An 18,463-nucleotide genomic window follows, 5' to 3' on the forward strand; every position below is an offset into this window, starting at 1 on the left:
CCATCTTTAAATCATGGCAGAGCCAACCACAACCATTCGCAGTCAATGTCCGTATTGCGGAGTGGGGTGTGGTTTGGACTTACGACCACCTGCAAAAAAAGGGGAAGCCGTCCGGCGAGATGCAGATGGAACCCCAATGTGGACAGCTAGAGGAGATCGACTGCATCCATCAAGTCTCGGGCAAGTTTGCATCAAGGGGGCCACAGTTGGAGAAACCCTGTCAAGGGGCCGACTGGATCAACCCCTTGGTCGCACCAGTCTTGATGACGACTTCCAACCGATCAGCTGGGATGAAGCTCTTGAGCGCATCTCGAGCCAAATTAAAACAAGCCTGGAATCCAAGGGACCAGACTCCATCGCCATGTATGGCTCCGGACAATTCCATACCGAAGACTATTATTTGGCGCAAAAACTCCTCAAAGGGGCGCTAGGTACTAATAATTTCGACGCTAATTCAAGACTCTGCATGAGTTCAGCTGTTGCGGGTTATACCCGCAGCTTGGGCTCTGATGGTCCCCCCTGCAGCTATGAAGACCTAGACCATTGCACTGTGGCGTTTCTGATCGGAACCAACACCGCTGAATGTCATCCAGTGCTCTTTCAACGCTTACTAAAACGCAAAAAAAGACATCCCGGCTCTGTCACCATCGTGGTGGTCGATCCGCGCCAAACCGACACCGCAAAGGCTGCTGACATCCACCTAGCGGTCGCTCCTGGAAGTGACCTTGCCCTCCTTCACGGCATCGCCCACCTGGTGATGCGTGAAAACGGACAGGACCCAGCTTTTATCGATAACTGCACAGACAACTACGACTCCTTTTTTGATGTCGTAGCCCGCTGGACCCCGAGACGGGTGGCCTTATTTTGTGGCATTCCAGAAAAACGCTTACGGGAAGTCGCCCAACTTTTTCATCGCCGCGAAAAAGTCTTAAGCCTCTGGTCGATGGGAGTGAATCAACGGCGAGAAGGAACCGCTGTAGTGGGAGGAATCATCAATCTGCACTTGTTGACAGGACAAATTGGCAAAGAAGGAGCCGGACCTTTTTCACTCACAGGGCAACCCAACGCCATGGGAGGAAGAGAAGCAGGCGGCCTCTCCCACCTTCTTCCTGGATATCGTCAAGTCACAAACCCAGAGCATCGCACTGAAGTCGAACAAACCTGGGGGTTTCCTCAAGGGAAGATTGCACCCGAGCCTGGCCTAACGGCCTGGCAGCAGGTGGAGGCGATGGAACGAGGAGAGCTTGATTTGTGGTGGGTCGCTGCGACCAACCCTCTCGTGAGCATGCCAGATCTCGAGCGCGTGAAAGCAGCGATGAAACACTGCCCATTGGTCGTCGTCAGCGAAGCCTATACAGACTCAGAAACATCGCATTACGCCCACCTGCTTCTACCAGCTGCTCAATGGAGTGAGAAAGCTGGAACGATGACCAACTCTGAGCGCAGGGTCACTTACTGCCCTGCATTTAGGAATCCCCATCGAGAAAGCCGTGCTGATTGGGAGGTCTTTGCCGAGATCGGACGGCGCCTTGGTTTTGAAGAACAATTCACATACAACTCTGCAGCCGAGGTCTATACAGAATTCACAGCACTAACGAAAGAGCGTTTGTGTGATGTTTCAGGGTTAAGTCATGACGTTTTGGCCAAAGAAGGACCACAACAATGGCCATTTCCACAAGACAGTTCACCATCTCAAGATTCAAAACGGCTTTACACCAATCAGAAGTTTTCAACCGCGAATGGACGAGCACGCTTCTGTACCGACCAACCACTTGGTCTTGCAGAACCACCCTGTGACACCTACCCACTGGTGCTCACCATTGGCCGATATCTGGGGCAGTGGCACACCATGACGCGCACCGCGAAGGTGAAGCGCTTAACAACGATGCACCCCGAACCCCTGCTTGAAATTCACCCAAAGGATGCCGATCAGTTTGCTGTTGAACATGGCGAACTCGCCGCCATCAGCTCACGTCGCGGACAACTCACCGCTCGCGTACTGGTCACAGACAAGATCCGAAAGGGCACGGTGTTTCTTCCCATGCATTGGGGCTTTACGCAAACTCAAGCCTGTGAGGTCAATGCGCTAATGCATGACCATGCTTGCCCCATTTCGAAACAACCTGAATTGAAGGCCAGTGCCGTCATCGTGGCCCCCGCTGTCTCCGTCATCAAACCCATCGAACAGCAAGGCAATCGCTTAAAAAGATTGCGACGCATGATCATCCCAGCATTTCGCTAAAAGCAGCATTCAAATTGTGGTGATCATGGCCAGGACGCGCCAATTTACATAAAGCAAAACGCTCTAATTCCAACAAAGAGGCCCATTGGCTAACGCTGATCTCAATCGATTTCTTTCGAGCCGATTCCTGCACAATGCTGGGTAGCTCTCCCAACACTTGCCAAGGTTCATCCACAGCTAAGGGCAGGTCTTTTGCCATCCCCTCGGCCATCAACCGAGTGAGCAGTCGCAAGTGCTCACGCAATGCATTCAAAGCTGGCAACTCATCAGGCCAATCCACAAGCATTTGGCGCTGTTCGTGAGTGAGCTCAAGCCAATGACTCAATTTTAATTTGACACCGATGAGATCTAGTTTCCGGCGCACACAAAGAGGAATGCAACGCCAGTTCCCCACAAAGTCTTTCTCAAATCCAAAGCAATGACTGGCTTGATTCATGCATTGAATGACGCAAATTGTTCATCTTGAACCATTTTTAGATATCGCCCCCGAAATGGTTTCATTCGCAACCTCGAACTTCAACGTTCAAAGAGAAGATTTTGTGAGCTTATGGCCTCTTCGATGCGTTTAGCCATTTCACTTGGACTTCTTCTTGGCTCTCTTCACGGCTGGTATACCAGCGAAGCCAATGCACACGCAGGCACACCCTTCGGTGTCAAGAATGTGAATTATCCTGGAGCTTTTGCTTCATTTGGTAGCGATTCACTCAACACGTTTCCATAGTGAGAGTCTGAATTCTTCGATTTAGGCATGAACTCTGGGATCGTCTCTACAGGAAATCGCAGCCAAATCGCAATAGCGACGGGCTTTCTAGGAGCCTTCATTGTTGGCTCACTCGCAGTACAAATGGTGCGCAGTCAAGGCGGGGTTGCGATCGACGGCACTAGACCCAGTGCACAAGTGGAGCCAGTGATTGCTTCACCAGCCACCCTCTGGGCCGATATGGGATCCCGCAGCGAGTTGGTTGAGCAACCTTCGTCATCACCGGCCATCAACGCATCGCCAAAAGCCGTAGTGGATCCAGTTGTGGGATCTGAAGCAACACTTTGGTCTGCCTTAGGAAACCGCTGAACATGGAAGAAGGCCTCACTCACCTCAACACAGCAGGTGAAGTTCACATGGTTGACGTGGGTGATCGCCTTCCAACGAAACGCGAAGCAACCGCTAGGGGCTGCCTTCAAATGCAGCCAACCACGCTGGAACTGATCCGTTCCGGCAACACACCGAAAGGTGATCTCCTTGCTGTTGCGCGAGTCGCTGCAATACAGGCGGCAAAACGGACCTGGGAACTGATTCCCCTTTGCCACCAGTTACCACTCAGTGGTGTGGAGGTCACGATTGAACAGGATTCCTCACTACCGGGACTCATCCTGTGCTGCCGGTGCAGCACAACAAACAGCACGGGTGTGGAGATGGAATCCATGGCAGCAGTGTCCATTGGATTACTCACGCTCTACGACATGCTCAAGTCCATTGATCCAGGGATGACCTTGGGTCAGATCGCTCTCATCCATAAAGATGGAGGTCGAAACGGTGCCTGGTCCCGTTGAGCCCTATGGACGCGAAGGGTTACCTCTTAGCGAAGCCAGACATCGTCTTCTCTCAGACATCAGCCCAATCAAGGCGTTAGCAACCGTGCCTCTTGATGAGGCGCTTGGGCGCGTCAATGCCAAGTCAATCAACGCTCCTGCCTCGATCCCAGGATTCCGAGCTTCGATCATGGACGGGTATGCCTTAGGGCAACACCATCAACCGACAGTCGGCCAACAATGGGCCCTGCAAGGTCGATCAGCCCCTGGCTCTCCGTTTAATCAGGTCTTAAACGCTGGTGAAGCCATCCGTATTTTGACCGGAGCCCCCCTCCCAGAAGGAGCAGGCTGGGTCTTGCCACAGGAATGTGTGGAGACCAGCCAAACGCAACTGACCTTGGCTGCTGAAGTCTCGAATCAACCCTGGATCCGAGCCGCAGAGGAAGAATGCAAAGCCGGAGATCGATTGCTCAATCAAGGCCAGCGCTTAACGCCTTCCCAGCTTGGACGTCTAGCAGGTTGTGGTGTAGCCACGCTTCAAGTCCATCGCAAACCTCGCATTGGTCTCCTGATCAGCGGTGATGAGCTCGTGCCAGCAGGGCTAGAGCGACGGGCAGGAGCCATATGGGAAAGCAATAGCACCCTGCTTGAGGCGATCCTGAACAGTCTCCACCAAGAGGTGCATACGAAATGCGTGGTTCCCGATCAACCAGAAGCGTTGCGGCGAGCTTTAACTGAGCTCAGCAAGACCTGTGATGTTGTGGTGAGCACGGGAGGGATTTCAGCAGGAGACAGTGACTGGATCCGAGCGCTTGTGAACGAATTAGGGCAAGTGAGTTTCTGGAAACTGTTTCTGAAGCCGGGACGTCCCTTTGCCTTCGGCCACATCAAAAGCCAGGACGGGACCGTGCCTTTCTTTGGCCTTCCTGGAAACCCTGTTGCTGCGGCGATCACCGCCCTACAACTGCTCTGGCCAGCCTTACAGATCTTGGAGGGTCAACAGGAGACTGAGTTCTTCCCACGCGTCAAAGTCAAGCTGGCCAACGCTTTGGCTCGCCGGCCTGGACGCCCCGAACTAGCCCGCGCTCGCTTGGAGGTCAATGCCAACGGAGAGCTGATGGCGCGGGTTAGCGATTCTCAAGCCTCATCCCGCATTGGCTCCCTGGTTCAGAGCGATCTATTGCTAGAGATTCCGGCACAAACAGGAGAGTTAAAAGCCGGTGAGAGTCTTTGGGCGCAACTCATACGATCCCGCCTCCTCTAAGAAGAGGATGAAAGTGGCGTATTTCCACTAACCCACGAGCCTTGTCCGTTCCTCCACTCTTTTTTCCAGAAAGGGGCCTCATACTTAATCGCTTCCAGCAATGCCATGCAACAACGTTGTGCAGGGCCACGGCGATCAGCCTCAACAGCCACAAGCACGATGACCTCATGGGGCGATAAGCGTCCAACCCGATGAATCACAAGCGCTGCAGTTGCTCCATGCACCGTCAATAACCTTTGCGCATTCTCACGGATCAAGCTTTCGCACAGTCCTGGATAGTGCGTGAGCTCAAGCGCTTCTAGCGAACTCCCATGTTCATCAACAGCTCGAACATGTCCACAGAATGAGGCTGAAGCAGCAGCAGTCGATGACCATTCAGACAACTGAATCCAAGGATCGAAGGGTTGGCTGTAAATCTCAATAGTTATTTCTCGTTTTTGTGTCAACCCTTCAGCCTCCAGTAAAGGGTGGAAGGAAGGCAACTTCATCCCCTTTTTGGACAGGGGTAAGCGCATTCACCAACCGCTGATTAATCGAAATCTGAACAGACGCCGGACGAGGTCCCAGGTTCAATTGATGCCAAATATCCTCAGCCGTTACAACATCTTGGTCAGGAAGCAAAACACACTGTTCATCCCAACCAGCCTGATCTCGAAGCGAAGCAAACAACAACACCTGGAGTGTTCTCTCCGGAGATTTCGTCATAGCGAACACCTGCAAGACCTGCTTCGTTCTAGCGTTATCTTGCATCCGCGATTCTGGAGCTGGCCCTCTCAATTGCACTCCTCACCATTTCCGACCGACGCACCAGGGCGGAAGACACCAGCGGTGATGCACTCGAACAACGTTTGACGGCAGCAGGCCATCAACTCAATGATCGGCGGATCTGCCCTGATGATCGCTATCAGATCCGTTCAGAACTCAGTCAATGGATTGCCAATCCAAGCGTTGATGTGGTGATCACAAGCGGCGGAACAGGCCTGACCGGCCGAGATGGGACCCCAGAAGCGATTGCCCCGTTGCTGGACAAAACCATCGACGGTTTTGGTGAACTGTTCCGCGTTCTTTCCTACGAGAGCATTGGGAGCAGCACGTTACAAAGTCGATGCCTAGCAGGCGTTGCCAACGGAACCATCGTCTTCGTGCTCCCTGGTTCATTAGATGCCGTTCAAACGGCTTGGGACCGATTGATCTCCAGCCAATTAGACGCGAACACGCGTCCATGCAATCTCGTACAACTTTTGCCTCGACTACGAGAAGCATCCTGGAGAGCACCAGTGAATCCAGATCAGTGAATTTAGATCTGTGAATCCTGATTCAGTCGTTGGGACTCCTCAAAGCTCTACGTGGTCTCTGCTCCAAAGGCACAGAATTCAAAACGGAATCGGCATGGTGACCGCCGCGGGCTCAGGTGCACAAGCCTCCACTTGATGGTTGACCACGTCTCCCACAACAACAATCGAAGGAGAGGCAAATTTTTCAGTCCGAGTCGCGGCTGCCACTTCACGTAAGGGTGCTTTCAAGCAACGCTGACCAGCGACTGTGCCCTGTTGAACAACAGCGACAGGGGTGTCCCCATCAAGACCACCGGCCATCAATTCCTCGGCAATTCGCGGCAAATTATGCAAACCCATATAAATCACTAAGCCATCACTCGCTTTGGCAAGAGCACGCCAATTCACAGATGGACGACGCTTGTCGATCTCCTCATGACCGGTCACGAAGGTGACCGACGAGCCTGCTCGTCGGTGCGTCACCGGTATTCCGGAATAAGCGGGAGCCGCAATCCCGGCCGTCACGCCAGGCACAACCTCAACAGCAATGCCATGGGAAACCAGATGGGCTGCTTCCTCTCCACCACGGCCAAACAGGAAGGGATCTCCACCTTTCAAGCGCACGACCGTTTGATGGCGCTGACCCAACGCAACGAGAACTGAATTCGTACTGGGCTGAGGCACGGAATGGTGACCGCGGCGTTTGCCGACAAAGTGACGTTCACAGGAGTCTGGAACGAGATTAAGGACCTCACTGGGAACCAGGGAGTCGTAGACGAGGGCATCGCAACACTGCAGTAGGCGATGCGCCTTAACGGTGAGGAGATCGGGATCGCCTGGTCCAGCTCCAACGAGGTACACAGTGCCCGTCATGGTCGAGTCAGTCACGGCAATAGGGCAAGACAATGAATCAGTCCCTGCCGAAGCTGGGGATCTTCAAGGAGGGATGGCAGACCACCAGCCTGACGCAACGCCTCAGACATCCGATTGGGAGCCAAGGAGAGAGGTAATGGAACCACATTGGGATGGTCACTAGCAAACTGGTCCCAAGCATCAAAGGGCACCACAGGCAAGTCAAAGCGATGCTGAATTGAAGCTAGGAAACGATCAGACAGCCCTGGCCTCAATGGATGATGAACCAGCGCCAGAGAAGCGTTTTTAGCGGCAACATCCTCAATCCAACGCGCCATCAGCACCCACCAACAATTCCAGGCGCCAAGAAAAGGAAGCGACTTCACAACAACGCCCTCAGCCTTCAAGCGCTCACGAATCAGCGGCACGTCACTGCATGCATGACTGCCAGGTAGCAGGAGCAGAGGGACAAGCCACTGGCAATCGCACTGCACTGGCGATGGATGCTCTGCAGTCAGCACTTCCAATTCAACTGGGGCCGTTCGGCGCTCAGCCACAGCATCCACAATCTGCTGCAAGCAAGGGGATATCAATCCACCTGAACGTCCATGGATCACAAGACGAAGGGCAGTTCCACCACCCAATTCGCCACGTTTCCGTAACAACGGCCACGGATCTGAAGCCCCTGGAACTGATCTAGTCAGGTGGTTTTCATTCATGCATGCATGACTAACTACCGCAGAAGGCATTCTCGCGCTCCCATGCAGTCAACTGCTCGCAGGAACCGAGCACCACAGCAATTTAAAAATGATTTTGATCGCGATTTAGCGGCCATGGCAAGGGTTTGGTCCATGATCCGCCATGGAGCCGTTCGCTGGATCGGAGAAATAGGCCGCCAATACTGATTCAATTCTTTGCCGTTAAGGAGGGGTTAATCGAGCCAGAAACTGCAGAACTTCTTTGTAGCAAATCAAACAAAAATGCGAGTCCGTAGACGCTGATTTGGTTCCAACCGATACCGAAAGATTACGCCACAGATCGCTATAAACCTTTTCTCAGCACGAACACTTCTGATGTGCTGGAAATCTCGCTAACTGACGAATTCCTGTACCAGGGCATCAGCACTATGAGCATTCAAGTCCCCACAAGACCATTCCTAGAAAACAAGAAGCTCAATAAAATTGAGCAGAACAAAGCAGCAAAGGATGGCTTACTAGTTGGCAATGAGATTGAAGAGTTTGCAAGAATTGGTTGGGAAGAGGTTGATGAAACCGATCTTCAGCTTCGCTTAAAATGGTATGGAATGTTTTGGCGTCCCAAAACACCAGGCAAGTTCATGCTTCGCTTGCGAGTCCCCAATGGCGTCATTAATCATCGACAGCTTCGAGTTGTAGCTTCAATCGTGGAGCGTTACGGCGAGAATGGAAGCTGCGACATCACAACACGCCAAAACCTACAGCTGCGTGGCGTCCTACTGAATGATTTACCAGATATTCTCAAGCGACTGAAGGACGTTGGACTGAGCTCAATCCAATCAGGCTTTGACAACCCAAGGAATGTAACTGGAAACCCACTTGCAGGCATTGATCCAAACGAAATCATCGATACACGCCCTTTCACTACTGAACTTCAGGACTTTCTGACAAACCATTGCGAAGGAAATCCAGAGTTCTCCAACCTCCCTCGAAAATGGAATACAGCGGTTGCTGGGGCAAAAGATAACTTTCTACTCCACAACGACATCGTCTTTCACCCTGTTGAACGAGATGGTGTTTTGGGTTTCGGCGTATGGGTCGGAGGGATCCTCTCATCACAAATGAATGCTTATGCCATTCCCCTTAATGCTTGGGTGAAGCAGGATGAGATTTGCAAAATGACCGATTGCGTCATTCGCCTCTGGCGGGACAACGGCGAGCGGGACAAGCGACCGAAAGGGCGCTTCCGCATGTATCTCGACCAGCTCGGCATCGACGCGTTCAGAAGTGAAGTGGAAGGCCTCTTTGGTCCGCTCACAGAGGATCCAGGCTCAGTTTTTAACGACACTCCTCGTTCTCACTACGGAATCCACCCACAAAAAAATGCAGATGAGTTTTTCGCAGGACTGCATGTGAGTGTTGGACGACTCACGGCCACCGATCTGCACGACTTGGCAACAGCAAGTCTTGATTACGGGACTGGTGAAATTCGCCTAACAGAGGACCAAAACGTGATCATCGTGGGTCTTTCAACAGCCAATCTGGATCGCTTCAAAGCAGATCCGTTGTTGCAACGCTTCCCTCTTGAACCAGGTGTCATCGCCGCTGGCACGGTCTCCTGCACGGGAAACACCTACTGCAGCTTTGGTCTCACCAACACCAAGGACCAAGCCCTTGCCGTTGCCAAACAACTCGATGCAGATCTCGAATTACCCGAAGAGCTGAAGATCCATTGGACCGGTTGCCCCAATACCTGCGGCCAAGCCTTTATGGGTGCGATCGGGCTAACAGGCACCAAGGCGAAAAACAGCAAAGGCGAAATGGGTGAGGGCTACACCCTGAGCATCGGGGGATCTCAAGGTGAAAACCCTCAGATCGGCGAAGTCCAGCAAAAGGCAATCCCTGCAGAAGACATTCAAAACGTTCTTCGACAGGTGCTGATCGAACAATTCGGAGCAAAGCCTCGGGCTTAAACAAAACGAATTAGATCTACGACGTCAAACCGTGGCGCTTTGTTTTGAAGCCATTGTTCAACGCATTTAAAATCAAACTTTTATTCATTTTACAATGACTTTCAAAGGTGATTTCCTATCGCGCTTTGTCAATTGGCTCAGCGCAAGTGGCAAAGACAAAGAACCAGTTTCTGTATCCCCACAGCAACAAGATGTTTTTTCACGCTTCATGAATCGCGTTAGCGGTTGATTCCTTTTTCATTTACTAAAACCCAATCATGAGCGCAACAGCGTCCCAGATGGACTACGTCCTACCTAATGAACTCGTCGACGGCATGATTTTAGCCGGCGGCAAGAAAGCAACTGTCAGCATTAAAAATCTGCTGATCCGTGGCTTTTATTCTGGCGCCATTCTTGGTCTTGCCGTCATCCTGGCCCTCACAGTAGGAATCCTTACGAAACTGCCATTTGTGGGATCTCTTCTATTCCCATTTGGTTTTGCCAGCATCGTCCTGTTCGGGATGGAGTTAGTCACTGGAAACTTCGCGTTGCTACCGATGGCAACATGGGCCGGCAAATGTAGCTGGAAAGCAACATTCCGAAATTGGACATGGGTCTGGATTGGCAATTTCATCGGCACGCTCGTTGTGGCGATCATCATGGCCATCAGCCTCACCAGCGGCAGCATGGATGCTGCTGCTGAGAACGTAGGTCCACCCATTTGGGATCTTGTGGCTCAAAAGATTGTTGCTCTGAATCAGATCAACGTTGTGAAAAAGTACGAAGCCCTCGGAAGCATGGGTTTCTTCTTGGCTTTCTTGCGTGGAGTTGTTGCAAACTGGTTGGTGTGCCTCGGCGTCACGATGGCTCTTGTGAGCAAAAGTGTTCCCGGCAAATTGCTGGCCTGCTGGTTGCCGATTACGGCCTTCCAAACAATGGGCATGGAACACATTGTTGTGAATCAATTCCTGCATACAGCTGGACCAATCCTCGGTTCAGGCGTTCCGTTCTACAAAGTGATCTTCTGGAATTTCCTCCCAGTCACGCTGGGGAATGTTGTTGGAGGTATGGTATTTATTGGCATGCTCTTTTACAGCACTCACCGCACCAAAATTTCCGATGTGCTTCCCACAGAGCATGACGAAAAACTGGAACGTGAACTGGCTGCTGAGCTTGGTGCCCGCTAATTTTGAACTCCATGAGTGCCATTGATGAAGCCACCCTCTGGGATCGGCTAGCCAATGCACGGAAGATTCCCTTGAATCCAACCTGGCTGGGAGAGATTTTCTCTCCCAGCCTTTCTGATGAACTCCGTTTTGCGGTGGCTGAGCGTTTAGGAATGTTGGCGGAAACAGGCTGGCCAATCATCCAAACCCTGATCCAACACTACGGAATTCGTCCTGAATTAATCCATGCCGCCGGGCTCTGTCATCAACCTGAAGCAAAGGATTGGTTGCTCACACAACTGAATCAATCCAATGATCCTGATGCCTTATTGCTCAACGCACTGAGTTGCTGGGGTGCAGAACTCACTCTGTCTCAATTTGAGCATATTTTGCAATTACCTGGCCAAGCACAACGGCTCGCAGGCCTTAATCTTCTTGGCTTCAAATCTCATCAACTTCAATCGCTTGAATTGCTGCAGTTATGTGAACCCGCTCTGCAAGATTGGCGTGATCCTGTCGTCATCGCTTGCATACGTTTACTGCAGCGACGAGACGACATTATTATTAGCGACAGGCTAACAACTTTGGTCCAAGAAGGATCCGATGCAGCTGCTGAGGCTGCTTTAAGAGCCTTAGGATGCATGGCCACAACTCACAGCAAACTTGCATTGAAGTTACTGAGCGCAGAACTCACCAACCCAGAGCGACGCACGCAAGCGAGGCGTCAGCTTCAACAGCAATATTAAAGGATATAAAAAAGCCCGATCGTGCCGGGCTCTTACTTAAATGAGATCAAAAACTCACCATTTTTTATAGGGTAAGAATTTTCCACACATCGTGATTTTCACCCGATCACCCTTTGGATCTTCAACCTTATCCACATCCAAAGTAAAATCAATAGCACTCATAATTCCATCGCCAAACTTTTCCTGGATGACATCTTTCATGGGCATTCCATAAACCTGCATGATTTCATAGAAGCGATAGATCAATGGATCTACAGGAATGACGGGATCGAGACTTCCTTTCGTTGGAAACTCTTGCAGTGCAGCGGTAATGGCTGGATCTAGAGCCAACAAAGTTGCTAATTTCTCTGCTTCTTCAGGGGATGCGGTGGCCTGTCCATAAAAGAGGGAAGCAATCCAAACTTCATCGAGCCCAAGGGCCGCTTCTAGATCAGCAAAAGAAAGCCCCTTAGCCTTTTTTGCTGCCATGAGCGAAGCAGTAACCGTCGTTGTCATGTAAAAAGAAGAATAAATGAACTACTAGAGATCAGCAAGCCTTACGGAGCCACTCAGCAGTGAGTGGATCATCTACAAGATCAAGACCCAAAACCGATGCATTGGCTACCAATTCTTAATCCCAGAACAACCAATAGAAGCATCGGTGACAGAACGAATGAGAGGAAGAGCGCATCATTGAAGAGTTGATGGCTAGGTCGTACTCATGTTTCTATCCTCTTTCGCGAATCGGTTCAATCAATTCCTGAATCAAGTCTTTAAAAGTATTAATGGCATCCTAGTGAGCGACTCTTTGTCAGTGACTCCAGCTTTTGTTCGTCAAACATTTCCAAACCTGCTCATTGAACGTCTCTATTACGCCGAAGGGCGACAGCATCCATCCCACCCACTCCATGGAAGCTATGCAGGCTTATGCAGGAGCCAAACCTCGAGTTAAATAAAAAGATCCGGTATCAATGACTACCGCCGAAGGGGATAATTCTGCGGAACGATCTCCTTCGGTTCCGGTGATATCAATGGAAATGTCTCCAGAAGCCAAGAAGCGTGCATCTTTCAAGCAATTGCTACGCAAAATTGGCAGTGGAGAGCACACCAGCAAAGGGTTGACTCGAAGCGAAGCCGATGAGGCCATGGAGTTGATGCTCACGGGAGGAGCGTCAGACGTTCAAATTGGCGCCTTTTTGATCGCCCATCGCATTCGCCGGCCTGAGCCTCAAGAGCTCACCGGAATGCTCGACACCTATAAACGTCTCGGGCCTTGTCTTCTCAGTGAACCCGATCAACGCCGGCCGATCTGTTTTGGCATGCCCTTTGACGGTCGATCTCGCACGGCACCGATTTACCCCTTAACCACCTTGTTGTTGGTGGGGTCGGGACAACCTGTGGTCTTGCAGGGTGGGAAGCGAATGCCGGTGAAATTTGGAATTACAGCCTTAGAACTGTTCGCTTCCATCGGGCTCAACCTGAACGGACTCTCCATCAACGATGTTCAAACAGGATTCAACCGGCATGGTCTTGCCCTCATTTATCAACCGGAACACTTCCCCCTCGGAGAGGCTCTGCTGCCCGCTCGGGATGATCTCGGGAAACGCCCTCCACTAGCAAGCGCCGAGCTGCTCTGGACCGCACACCAAGGACACCACCTCCTTGTCAGTGGCTTTGTGCATCCGCCAACGGAAAGCCGAGCCTGGCAAGCCTTAGAACTAGCCGGAGAAAAGGACGTCATCACCGTAAAAGGCTTAGAAGGCGGAACAGACCTCCCTGTCAGTCGAGCCGGAATCACGGCTCGGATCCAAAACTCAGGGGAACCCGAACGACACATCGTTCATCCCCGGGACCATGGCTGCTTCGGAGATGACCCCCGCTGGGAATCGGAGGAGGCCTGGGCTACGCACGCCAAAGAGGCACTTCTAGGGCGAGGGCCCATGGCTCAGTCTTTGCGTTGGAACACAGGCTGTTACCTCTGGTTAAGCGGACTGAGCAAAAGCTTGGAGGACGGCGTGGAGAAAGCCCAAACCATGCAATCCAATGGAGTAGGCACCACAGCCCTAGAGAAACTGATCGCGTGGCGAGCATCTGTGGGAAGGTGAATAACCGCCTCGATCGAACGTGCGCCGTCCTCACGTTCCAACGTTATTAAGTGCGTTTCTCACGCTGCTCAATGACCGACTGAGCGAAAGCATTGTTTTTCCATTGCTGCCATTTCTGTTGGCATCGTTCAATGCCGACGGTCGCACCCTTGGGTTATTAGCTGGCAGTTACGCCCTCGCGCAATTTGCAGCAACTCCGTTAATCGGAGCCCTGAGTGATCGCTTCGGTCGCAGGCCCGTGATCGCCATCTGCGTGAGTGGTTCCGTTCTGGGCCTAGGAGTCTTCGCCATCACCTTGAGCCATAACTGGCCTGCTGGTGCTGTGTTGCCCCTCTTTCTTCTGTTTGGAGCCCGTCTGATCGATGGGGTAAGCGGTGGAACAGCCGCCACGGCAGGCGCCGTACTCGCAGACATCACACCACCGGAGAAACGCGCACGCGCCTTCGGACTGATCGGAGTGGCCTTCGGCCTTGGATTCATTATCGGGCCCTTTCTCGGGGGCCAATTGGCCCGGATTGCCGTCACGGTGCCGATCTGGGTGGCCACCGGCTTCGCCGTCCTCAACCTCGTTGTTGTTCTCACGCTGCTTCCTGAAACCCATCCGGTGTCAGAGCGCCGCGTTCTTCCCCGCAAACGGGAGCTCAACCCCTTCGCTCAAATCGCGCGAGTGATTGGCAACCCAGCCGTCGGGCGTCTGGCCTTGGGCTTTTTTCTATTTTTTCTTGCCTTCAATGGCTTCACCGCAATCCTGGTGCTCTATTTCAAGCAACGATTCAACTGGGGCCCAGAGCTCGCTACCACGGCCTTTTTGATTGTGGGGGTGGTTGCCACCGTCGTCCAGGGTGGACTGATCGGTCCGTTGGTGAAACGTTTTGGGGAGTGGAAACTCACGCTGATCGGTCTCGGGTTGGTGATCGCCGGCTGCTTGCTGATCCCCAGCACCAATCCAGAACAAGCCAGGGTCGGAGTGTTCACAGCGGTGGCGATTTTGGCCAGCGGCACAGGTCTTGTCACCCCAAGCCTTCGCAGCCTCGTGTCTCGGCGTCTCAGCAATGAAGGACAAGGCGCTGCTCTTGGCAGCCTGCAAGCACTGCAGAGTCTTGGTAGTTTTTTAGGACCACCGCTGGCTGGAGTGGCCTACGACCTCCTTGGTCAAACCAGTCCGTTCTTTGGAAGCGCAGGATTGCTGGTGGTCGTGCTGCTCTTGGTGACCCGCAGTCCCCTTGAACACACCACAGGCTGACGCACGATTGCTACCTTTCCATTGCGAGCACTGTGCTCTAGACCATTGATAAGCGGCGTCATGCTTCCCGGGAATCTCTACATCAATCGGGAGCTCAGCTGGATCGCTTTCAACAGGCGCGTTTTAGCTCAAGCGCTCGACCAAAGAACGCAGTTGTTGGAACAGGCCAAATTCAGCGCCATTTTCAGCAACAATCTCGATGAGTTTTTCATGGTGCGCGTGGCGTCCTTGAAGTCTCAGGTTGAGGCCGGCATCGACAAACAGAGTGAAGACGGGCGAACCCCTCGGGAGCAGCTCCATGAGATTCGCAACCAGCTCTCAGAGCTGCTGGAAGCCCAGCAGAAGCACTACCTCAACCACCTCCGCGTGGGCCTTGAAGACTATGGAGTGTTTCTGTTCAATTACGAACAACTAAACAACGCCCAACGCGACTGGGTGGACAACTTCTTTCAAACGGCGATTTTTCCGGTCTTAACGCCCCTAGCGGTGGATCCTGCCCATCCCTTTCCCTTCGTTAGCAATCTCAGCCTCAACGTGGCCGCCCTGATCCACGACCCAGAGTCGGGCCAACGCCAACTGGCTCGTGTGAAGGTTCCCCAGAAGATCCTTCCTCGCTTTGTCTCGATTCCGATTGAGCTGAGCGGCCCTGATGCCAAGCCGTTGCATACGGCAGTGCCTCTTGAACAGGTGATTGCCTTCAATCTCAGCCTGCTCTTTCCAGGAATGAGCATCGAAGGCCATTACTTTTTCCGGGTCACCAGGGATGCAGACCTGGAGCTACGAGACCTTGAAGCCGACGATCTCATGATCGCGATCGAACAAGGCCTGCGAAAGCGACGGATGGGGGGGGAAGTGGTCCGCCTAGAGGTTGCTGGCGACACACCGCAAGACGTCATTGAGATGTTGATGGACGGCATGTCTGTTGTTGAAGAAGACCTCTACAGAGTGAATGGACCTCTGGGCCTCGATGATCTCTTCGGCTTGATGGGCCTGCCGCTCCCTCACCTCAAAGACGCCACCCATTCAGGTCAAACTCCCGCCGTCCTCAGCCGCGCTCAAAGAGGCATGTTGGAAGACGGCTCGATCAAGGAAGAGGAGTTCGAAAGCATTTTCTCAGTCGTGCGTCGCCGCGATGTTCTCCTCCATCACCCTTACGACTTGTTTTCCACATCGGTAGAGGAATTCATCAATCAAGCGGCAGACGATCCCCTCGTCATGGGGATCAAGATGACCCTCTACCGCACGTCCAAAGATTCCCCGATCATCGCAGCACTCATCCGTGCAGCAGAAAATGGAAAGCAGGTGATGGCCCTGGTAGAGCTCAAAGCCCGCTTCGATGAAGACAACAATATTCAATGGGCCAAGCATCTTGAGCGCTCAGGTGTGCATGTGGTTTATGGCGTGATTGGCCTCAAAACACATACCAAGATTGTTCTGGTCGTTCGCAAAGAGAAAGAACGCCTGCGCAGCTACGTCCATATCGGAACTGGCAACTACAACTCCAAAACCTCTCGTCTTTACACCGATATAGGCCTGCTTTCAGCACGACCAGAACTCGGCCAAGACCTTGTGGAGTTGTTTAACTACCTAACCGGTTTCTCCAAACAACAAAGCTTCCGCAAACTACTTGTTGCTCCTGTCTCCTTAAGAAAGGGAATGGAGCAATTGATTCGGCGTGAAATCGAACATGCCCAACAGGGACGTGGTGGATCGATCAAAGCAAAAATGAATTCTCTGGTGGATCCCGGAATCATTGCTCTTTTGTATGAAGCATCTCAAGCCGGAGTCACGATCCAATTAATCATCAGAGGGATGTGCAGCCTCTACCCCGGCCTTGAAGGCATTAGCGACAACATCAAAGTGGTAAGCATCATTGGCCGCTTCTTAGAGCATTCGCGCATCTTTTGGTTTAACAACGGCGGCGAAGCGGAGGTCTTCATCGGAAGCGCCGACTTAATGCCACGCAATCTTGACCGACGCGTCGAAGCGGTTGTGCCCATTGAAGAACCAGAGCTAAGAGCACAGCTCGAGCGCCTACTTGAGCGCTACTTAAGCGACAACAGAGGGGCATGGGACATGCAGCCTGACGGATCTTTCATTCAGCGGAATCCCGAAGGAGAAGAGCGCAACTCCCAATTGCAGCTAATCGATGACTGGAAAGGAAGCGCTTTAGTTCGACTAAATTCTTAGCCATTTTTAAAATCAAATCAAAACAAATAATAAAATAATTTTAAATCTTCGTAGCACTTGATACCCCCATTTGATCAAAATCATGAATTTCAGAAAGCTCTCAGAAAGCCTTCACAAAGGCTTCAGCATTGAGGAAGTCCATCTCTCGACCAAGTGCTAAGTTTCAGCCAAATTAATTAGGAGATCAGGGTGATGGGGATCCCTCTGAAGTCCAAAAAAGATGCCTCTATGGGCACTTCTCTGGAACCTTTATTGCCAGCGGCTAGTCGTCGCGGTGCAGCCAATCGCTCAAGTGGCACAACTTCGAGCAAAGGGAATCGTTCAAGTGGACGTTTAGCCACAGATTCAATAGGTCATTACTTAAGCAGTATTGGGCGTGTACCACTCCTAACAGCTGCCGAAGAAATTGAGCTTGCACACCATGTGCAAGCCATGAAAGCACTGCTTGACATTCAAGAAGAAGACCGCACACCTAAGCAACGCCATCGCATCCGGATGGGGAAGAGAGCACGCGATCGGATGATGGCTGCCAACCTCAGGTTGGTGGTGAGTGTCGCCAAGAAATACCAAAACCAAGGCCTCGAACTGCTCGACCTCGTTCAGGAAGGAGCCATCGGACTTGAGCGTGCTGTCGACAAATTTGACCCAGCCATGGGTTACAAGTTTTCGACTTACGCCTACTGGTGGATTCGTCAAGGCATGACACGGGCGATTGACAACAGTGCGCGCACGATCCGCCTGCCGATTCACATCAGTGAAAAGCTGTCGAAAATGCGCAAGATCACCCGGGAGCTCTCCCATCGTTTCGGGCGTCAACCGAACCGCTTGGAGTTGGCCCATGCCATGGGCATTGAACCGAGAGATCTAGAAGAGCTCATCGCTCAAAGTGCTCCCTGTGCCTCCCTGGATGCTCACGCCCGTGGCGAAGAAGATCGCAGCACCCTTGGAGAACTGATCCCAGATCCAAACGGCGATGAGCCGATGGAAGGCATGGATCGCAGCATTCAGAAGGAGCATCTGGGCGGCTGGCTCTCCCAGCTCAATGAACGCGAACAAAAAATCCTGCGTTTACGGTTTGGCCTTGGTGGGGAAGAGCCGCTCACCCTTGCCGAAATTGGTCGTCAAATCAATGTGTCGCGCGAACGGGTACGCCAACTCGAATCCAAAGCCATTTTGAAATTGCGCACGATGACCAATCATCAGCAGGCTGCCTGAGTCGTATTTGCCC

At 52.3% G+C, this 18,463-nt stretch carries 19 protein-coding genes; 13 read left to right on the top strand and 6 right to left on the bottom strand.

Annotated features, from left to right (window positions below; translation table 11 throughout):
• Positions 1 to 13: 13 nt before the first annotated feature.
• Positions 14 to 2,242, top strand: a complete 2,229-nt coding sequence (locus SynSYN20_RS14075) for a molybdopterin oxidoreductase family protein (RefSeq protein WP_186524176.1) — start codon at positions 14 to 16, stop codon at positions 2,240 to 2,242.
• On the opposite strand, the gene SynSYN20_RS14080 is transcribed toward SynSYN20_RS14075, so the two are convergent.
• Positions 2,223 to 2,678, bottom strand: coding sequence for a nitrate reductase associated protein (locus tag SynSYN20_RS14080; RefSeq protein WP_186524177.1), 456 nt, complete (start codon positions 2,676 to 2,678; stop codon positions 2,223 to 2,225). The genes SynSYN20_RS14075 and SynSYN20_RS14080 overlap by 20 nt on opposite strands.
• Before the next feature lie 312 nt (positions 2,679 to 2,990).
• On the opposite strand from SynSYN20_RS14080, the gene SynSYN20_RS14085 reads away from it, so the two are divergent.
• Genes SynSYN20_RS14085 through glp form a run of 3 tightly spaced genes read left to right on the top strand, consistent with a single transcriptional unit; the run spans position 2,991 to position 5,033 of the window.
• The gene (locus tag SynSYN20_RS14085; RefSeq protein WP_186524178.1) at positions 2,991 to 3,311 is read left to right on the top strand and encodes a hypothetical protein; all 321 of its coding nucleotides are present in this window, start codon (positions 2,991 to 2,993) and stop codon (positions 3,309 to 3,311) included.
• A 2-nt stretch (positions 3,312 to 3,313) separates the two neighbouring features.
• Positions 3,314 to 3,790, top strand: coding sequence for a cyclic pyranopterin monophosphate synthase MoaC (gene moaC, locus SynSYN20_RS14090; RefSeq protein WP_186524179.1), 477 nt, complete (start codon positions 3,314 to 3,316; stop codon positions 3,788 to 3,790).
• Positions 3,774 to 5,033, top strand: coding sequence for a gephyrin-like molybdotransferase Glp (gene glp / locus SynSYN20_RS14095; protein WP_186525693.1), 1,260 nt, complete (start codon positions 3,774 to 3,776; stop codon positions 5,031 to 5,033). Before moaC ends, glp begins: the two co-directional genes overlap by 17 nt.
• On the opposite strand, the gene SynSYN20_RS14100 is transcribed toward glp, so the two are convergent.
• Both SynSYN20_RS14100 and SynSYN20_RS14105 read right to left on the bottom strand, forming a co-directional pair.
• Positions 5,030 to 5,521, bottom strand: a complete 492-nt coding sequence (locus SynSYN20_RS14100; protein WP_186524180.1) for a molybdenum cofactor biosynthesis protein MoaE — start codon at positions 5,519 to 5,521, stop codon at positions 5,030 to 5,032. The genes glp and SynSYN20_RS14100 overlap by 4 nt on opposite strands.
• Positions 5,484 to 5,738, bottom strand: coding sequence for a MoaD/ThiS family protein (locus tag SynSYN20_RS14105; protein ID WP_186524181.1), 255 nt, complete (start codon positions 5,736 to 5,738; stop codon positions 5,484 to 5,486). The genes SynSYN20_RS14100 and SynSYN20_RS14105 overlap by 38 nt, the downstream gene beginning before the upstream one ends.
• Before the next feature lie 59 nt (positions 5,739 to 5,797).
• Between SynSYN20_RS14105 and moaB the strand changes: the two genes are divergently transcribed.
• Positions 5,798 to 6,328, top strand: a complete 531-nt coding sequence (moaB, locus tag SynSYN20_RS14110; RefSeq protein WP_186525700.1) for a molybdenum cofactor biosynthesis protein B — start codon at positions 5,798 to 5,800, stop codon at positions 6,326 to 6,328.
• 78 nt (positions 6,329 to 6,406) lie between these two features.
• Here the strand turns inward: moaB and cobA are convergent, their stop codons facing one another.
• On the bottom strand, positions 6,407 to 7,180 hold the full coding sequence (gene cobA / locus SynSYN20_RS14115) for a uroporphyrinogen-III C-methyltransferase (RefSeq protein ID WP_370586739.1): 774 nt from the start codon (positions 7,178 to 7,180) through the stop codon (positions 6,407 to 6,409).
• A gap of 11 nt (positions 7,181 to 7,191) precedes the next feature.
• On the bottom strand, positions 7,192 to 7,824 hold the full coding sequence (locus SynSYN20_RS14120; RefSeq protein WP_255476297.1) for a DNA mismatch repair protein MutS: 633 nt from the start codon (positions 7,822 to 7,824) through the stop codon (positions 7,192 to 7,194).
• Positions 7,825 to 7,920: 96 nt separating this feature from the next.
• On the opposite strand from SynSYN20_RS14120, the gene SynSYN20_RS14125 reads away from it, so the two are divergent.
• From SynSYN20_RS14125 to SynSYN20_RS14140, 4 genes are all read left to right on the top strand, one after another.
• Positions 7,921 to 8,064, top strand: coding sequence for a hypothetical protein (locus SynSYN20_RS14125; protein WP_255444326.1), 144 nt, complete (start codon positions 7,921 to 7,923; stop codon positions 8,062 to 8,064).
• Between the two features lie 221 nt (positions 8,065 to 8,285).
• Complete coding sequence (locus SynSYN20_RS14130) at positions 8,286 to 9,827, top strand: ferredoxin--nitrite reductase (RefSeq protein WP_186524185.1); 1,542 nt, start codon at positions 8,286 to 8,288, stop codon at positions 9,825 to 9,827.
• Between the two features lie 278 nt (positions 9,828 to 10,105).
• Positions 10,106 to 10,993 (top strand): formate/nitrite transporter family protein, encoded by an 888-nt coding sequence (locus SynSYN20_RS14135; protein WP_186525702.1) that lies wholly within the window; start codon positions 10,106 to 10,108, stop codon positions 10,991 to 10,993.
• 11 nt (positions 10,994 to 11,004) lie between these two features.
• On the top strand, positions 11,005 to 11,718 hold the full coding sequence (locus tag SynSYN20_RS14140) for a HEAT repeat domain-containing protein (RefSeq protein ID WP_186524186.1): 714 nt from the start codon (positions 11,005 to 11,007) through the stop codon (positions 11,716 to 11,718).
• Positions 11,719 to 11,772: 54 nt separating this feature from the next.
• Here SynSYN20_RS14140 and cynS read toward each other — a convergent pair whose 3' ends face one another.
• The gene (gene cynS, locus SynSYN20_RS14145) at positions 11,773 to 12,213 is read right to left on the bottom strand and encodes a cyanase (protein ID WP_186524187.1); all 441 of its coding nucleotides are present in this window, start codon (positions 12,211 to 12,213) and stop codon (positions 11,773 to 11,775) included.
• A gap of 515 nt (positions 12,214 to 12,728) precedes the next feature.
• Here cynS and SynSYN20_RS14150 point away from each other — a divergent pair.
• The 4 genes from SynSYN20_RS14150 (at position 12,729) to SynSYN20_RS14165 (ending at position 18,450) form a co-directional block, all read left to right on the top strand.
• Positions 12,729 to 13,802 carry an anthranilate phosphoribosyltransferase family protein gene (locus SynSYN20_RS14150; protein WP_186525704.1) on the top strand — a complete coding sequence of 358 codons (1,074 nt, stop codon included), beginning with the start codon at positions 12,729 to 12,731 and terminating at the stop codon, positions 13,800 to 13,802.
• 19 nt (positions 13,803 to 13,821) lie between these two features.
• Positions 13,822 to 15,045: an MFS transporter gene (locus SynSYN20_RS14155; protein WP_186524188.1), complete on the top strand. Its 1,224-nt coding sequence runs from the start codon at positions 13,822 to 13,824 to the stop codon at positions 15,043 to 15,045.
• 60 nt (positions 15,046 to 15,105) lie between these two features.
• A complete protein-coding gene (gene ppk1 / locus SynSYN20_RS14160) occupies positions 15,106 to 17,235 on the top strand; it encodes a polyphosphate kinase 1 (protein WP_255476298.1) in 2,130 nt (709 codons plus the stop codon).
• 192 nt (positions 17,236 to 17,427) lie between these two features.
• Entirely contained in the window at positions 17,428 to 18,450 is a 1,023-nt protein-coding gene (locus SynSYN20_RS14165; RefSeq protein ID WP_186524189.1) for an RpoD/SigA family RNA polymerase sigma factor, read from the top strand.
• The last annotated feature ends 13 nt before the right edge of the window (positions 18,451 to 18,463 follow it).

Source organism: Synechococcus sp. SYN20 (assembly GCF_014279555.1).
In the GTDB taxonomy this organism is placed as follows: domain Bacteria; phylum Cyanobacteriota; class Cyanobacteriia; order PCC-6307; family Cyanobiaceae; genus Synechococcus_C.

Coding starts and splice junctions, on each gene's coding strand:
- ppk1 (WP_255476298.1), top strand. CDS start 15,106: ATGCTTCCCGGGAATCTCTACATCAATCGGGAGCTCAGCTGGATCGCT.
- SynSYN20_RS14140 (WP_186524186.1), top strand. CDS start 11,005: ATGAGTGCCATTGATGAAGCCACCCTCTGGGATCGGCTAGCCAATGCA.
- SynSYN20_RS14075 (WP_186524176.1), top strand. CDS start 14: ATGGCAGAGCCAACCACAACCATTCGCAGTCAATGTCCGTATTGCGGA.
- SynSYN20_RS14105 (WP_186524181.1), bottom strand. CDS start 5,738: ATGACGAAATCTCCGGAGAGAACACTCCAGGTGTTGTTGTTTGCTTCG.
- SynSYN20_RS14085 (WP_186524178.1), top strand. CDS start 2,991: ATGAACTCTGGGATCGTCTCTACAGGAAATCGCAGCCAAATCGCAATA.
- SynSYN20_RS14130 (WP_186524185.1), top strand. CDS start 8,286: ATGAGCATTCAAGTCCCCACAAGACCATTCCTAGAAAACAAGAAGCTC.
- SynSYN20_RS14135 (WP_186525702.1), top strand. CDS start 10,106: ATGGACTACGTCCTACCTAATGAACTCGTCGACGGCATGATTTTAGCC.
- SynSYN20_RS14125 (WP_255444326.1), top strand. CDS start 7,921: ATGCAGTCAACTGCTCGCAGGAACCGAGCACCACAGCAATTTAAAAAT.
- SynSYN20_RS14150 (WP_186525704.1), top strand. CDS start 12,729: ATGGAAATGTCTCCAGAAGCCAAGAAGCGTGCATCTTTCAAGCAATTG.
- SynSYN20_RS14165 (WP_186524189.1), top strand. CDS start 17,428: ATGGGGATCCCTCTGAAGTCCAAAAAAGATGCCTCTATGGGCACTTCT.
- SynSYN20_RS14080 (WP_186524177.1), bottom strand. CDS start 2,678: ATGAATCAAGCCAGTCATTGCTTTGGATTTGAGAAAGACTTTGTGGGG.
- moaC (WP_186524179.1), top strand. CDS start 3,314: ATGGAAGAAGGCCTCACTCACCTCAACACAGCAGGTGAAGTTCACATG.
- SynSYN20_RS14100 (WP_186524180.1), bottom strand. CDS start 5,521: ATGAAGTTGCCTTCCTTCCACCCTTTACTGGAGGCTGAAGGGTTGACA.
- cynS (WP_186524187.1), bottom strand. CDS start 12,213: ATGACAACGACGGTTACTGCTTCGCTCATGGCAGCAAAAAAGGCTAAG.
- cobA (WP_370586739.1), bottom strand. CDS start 7,180: ATGACGGGCACTGTGTACCTCGTTGGAGCTGGACCAGGCGATCCCGAT.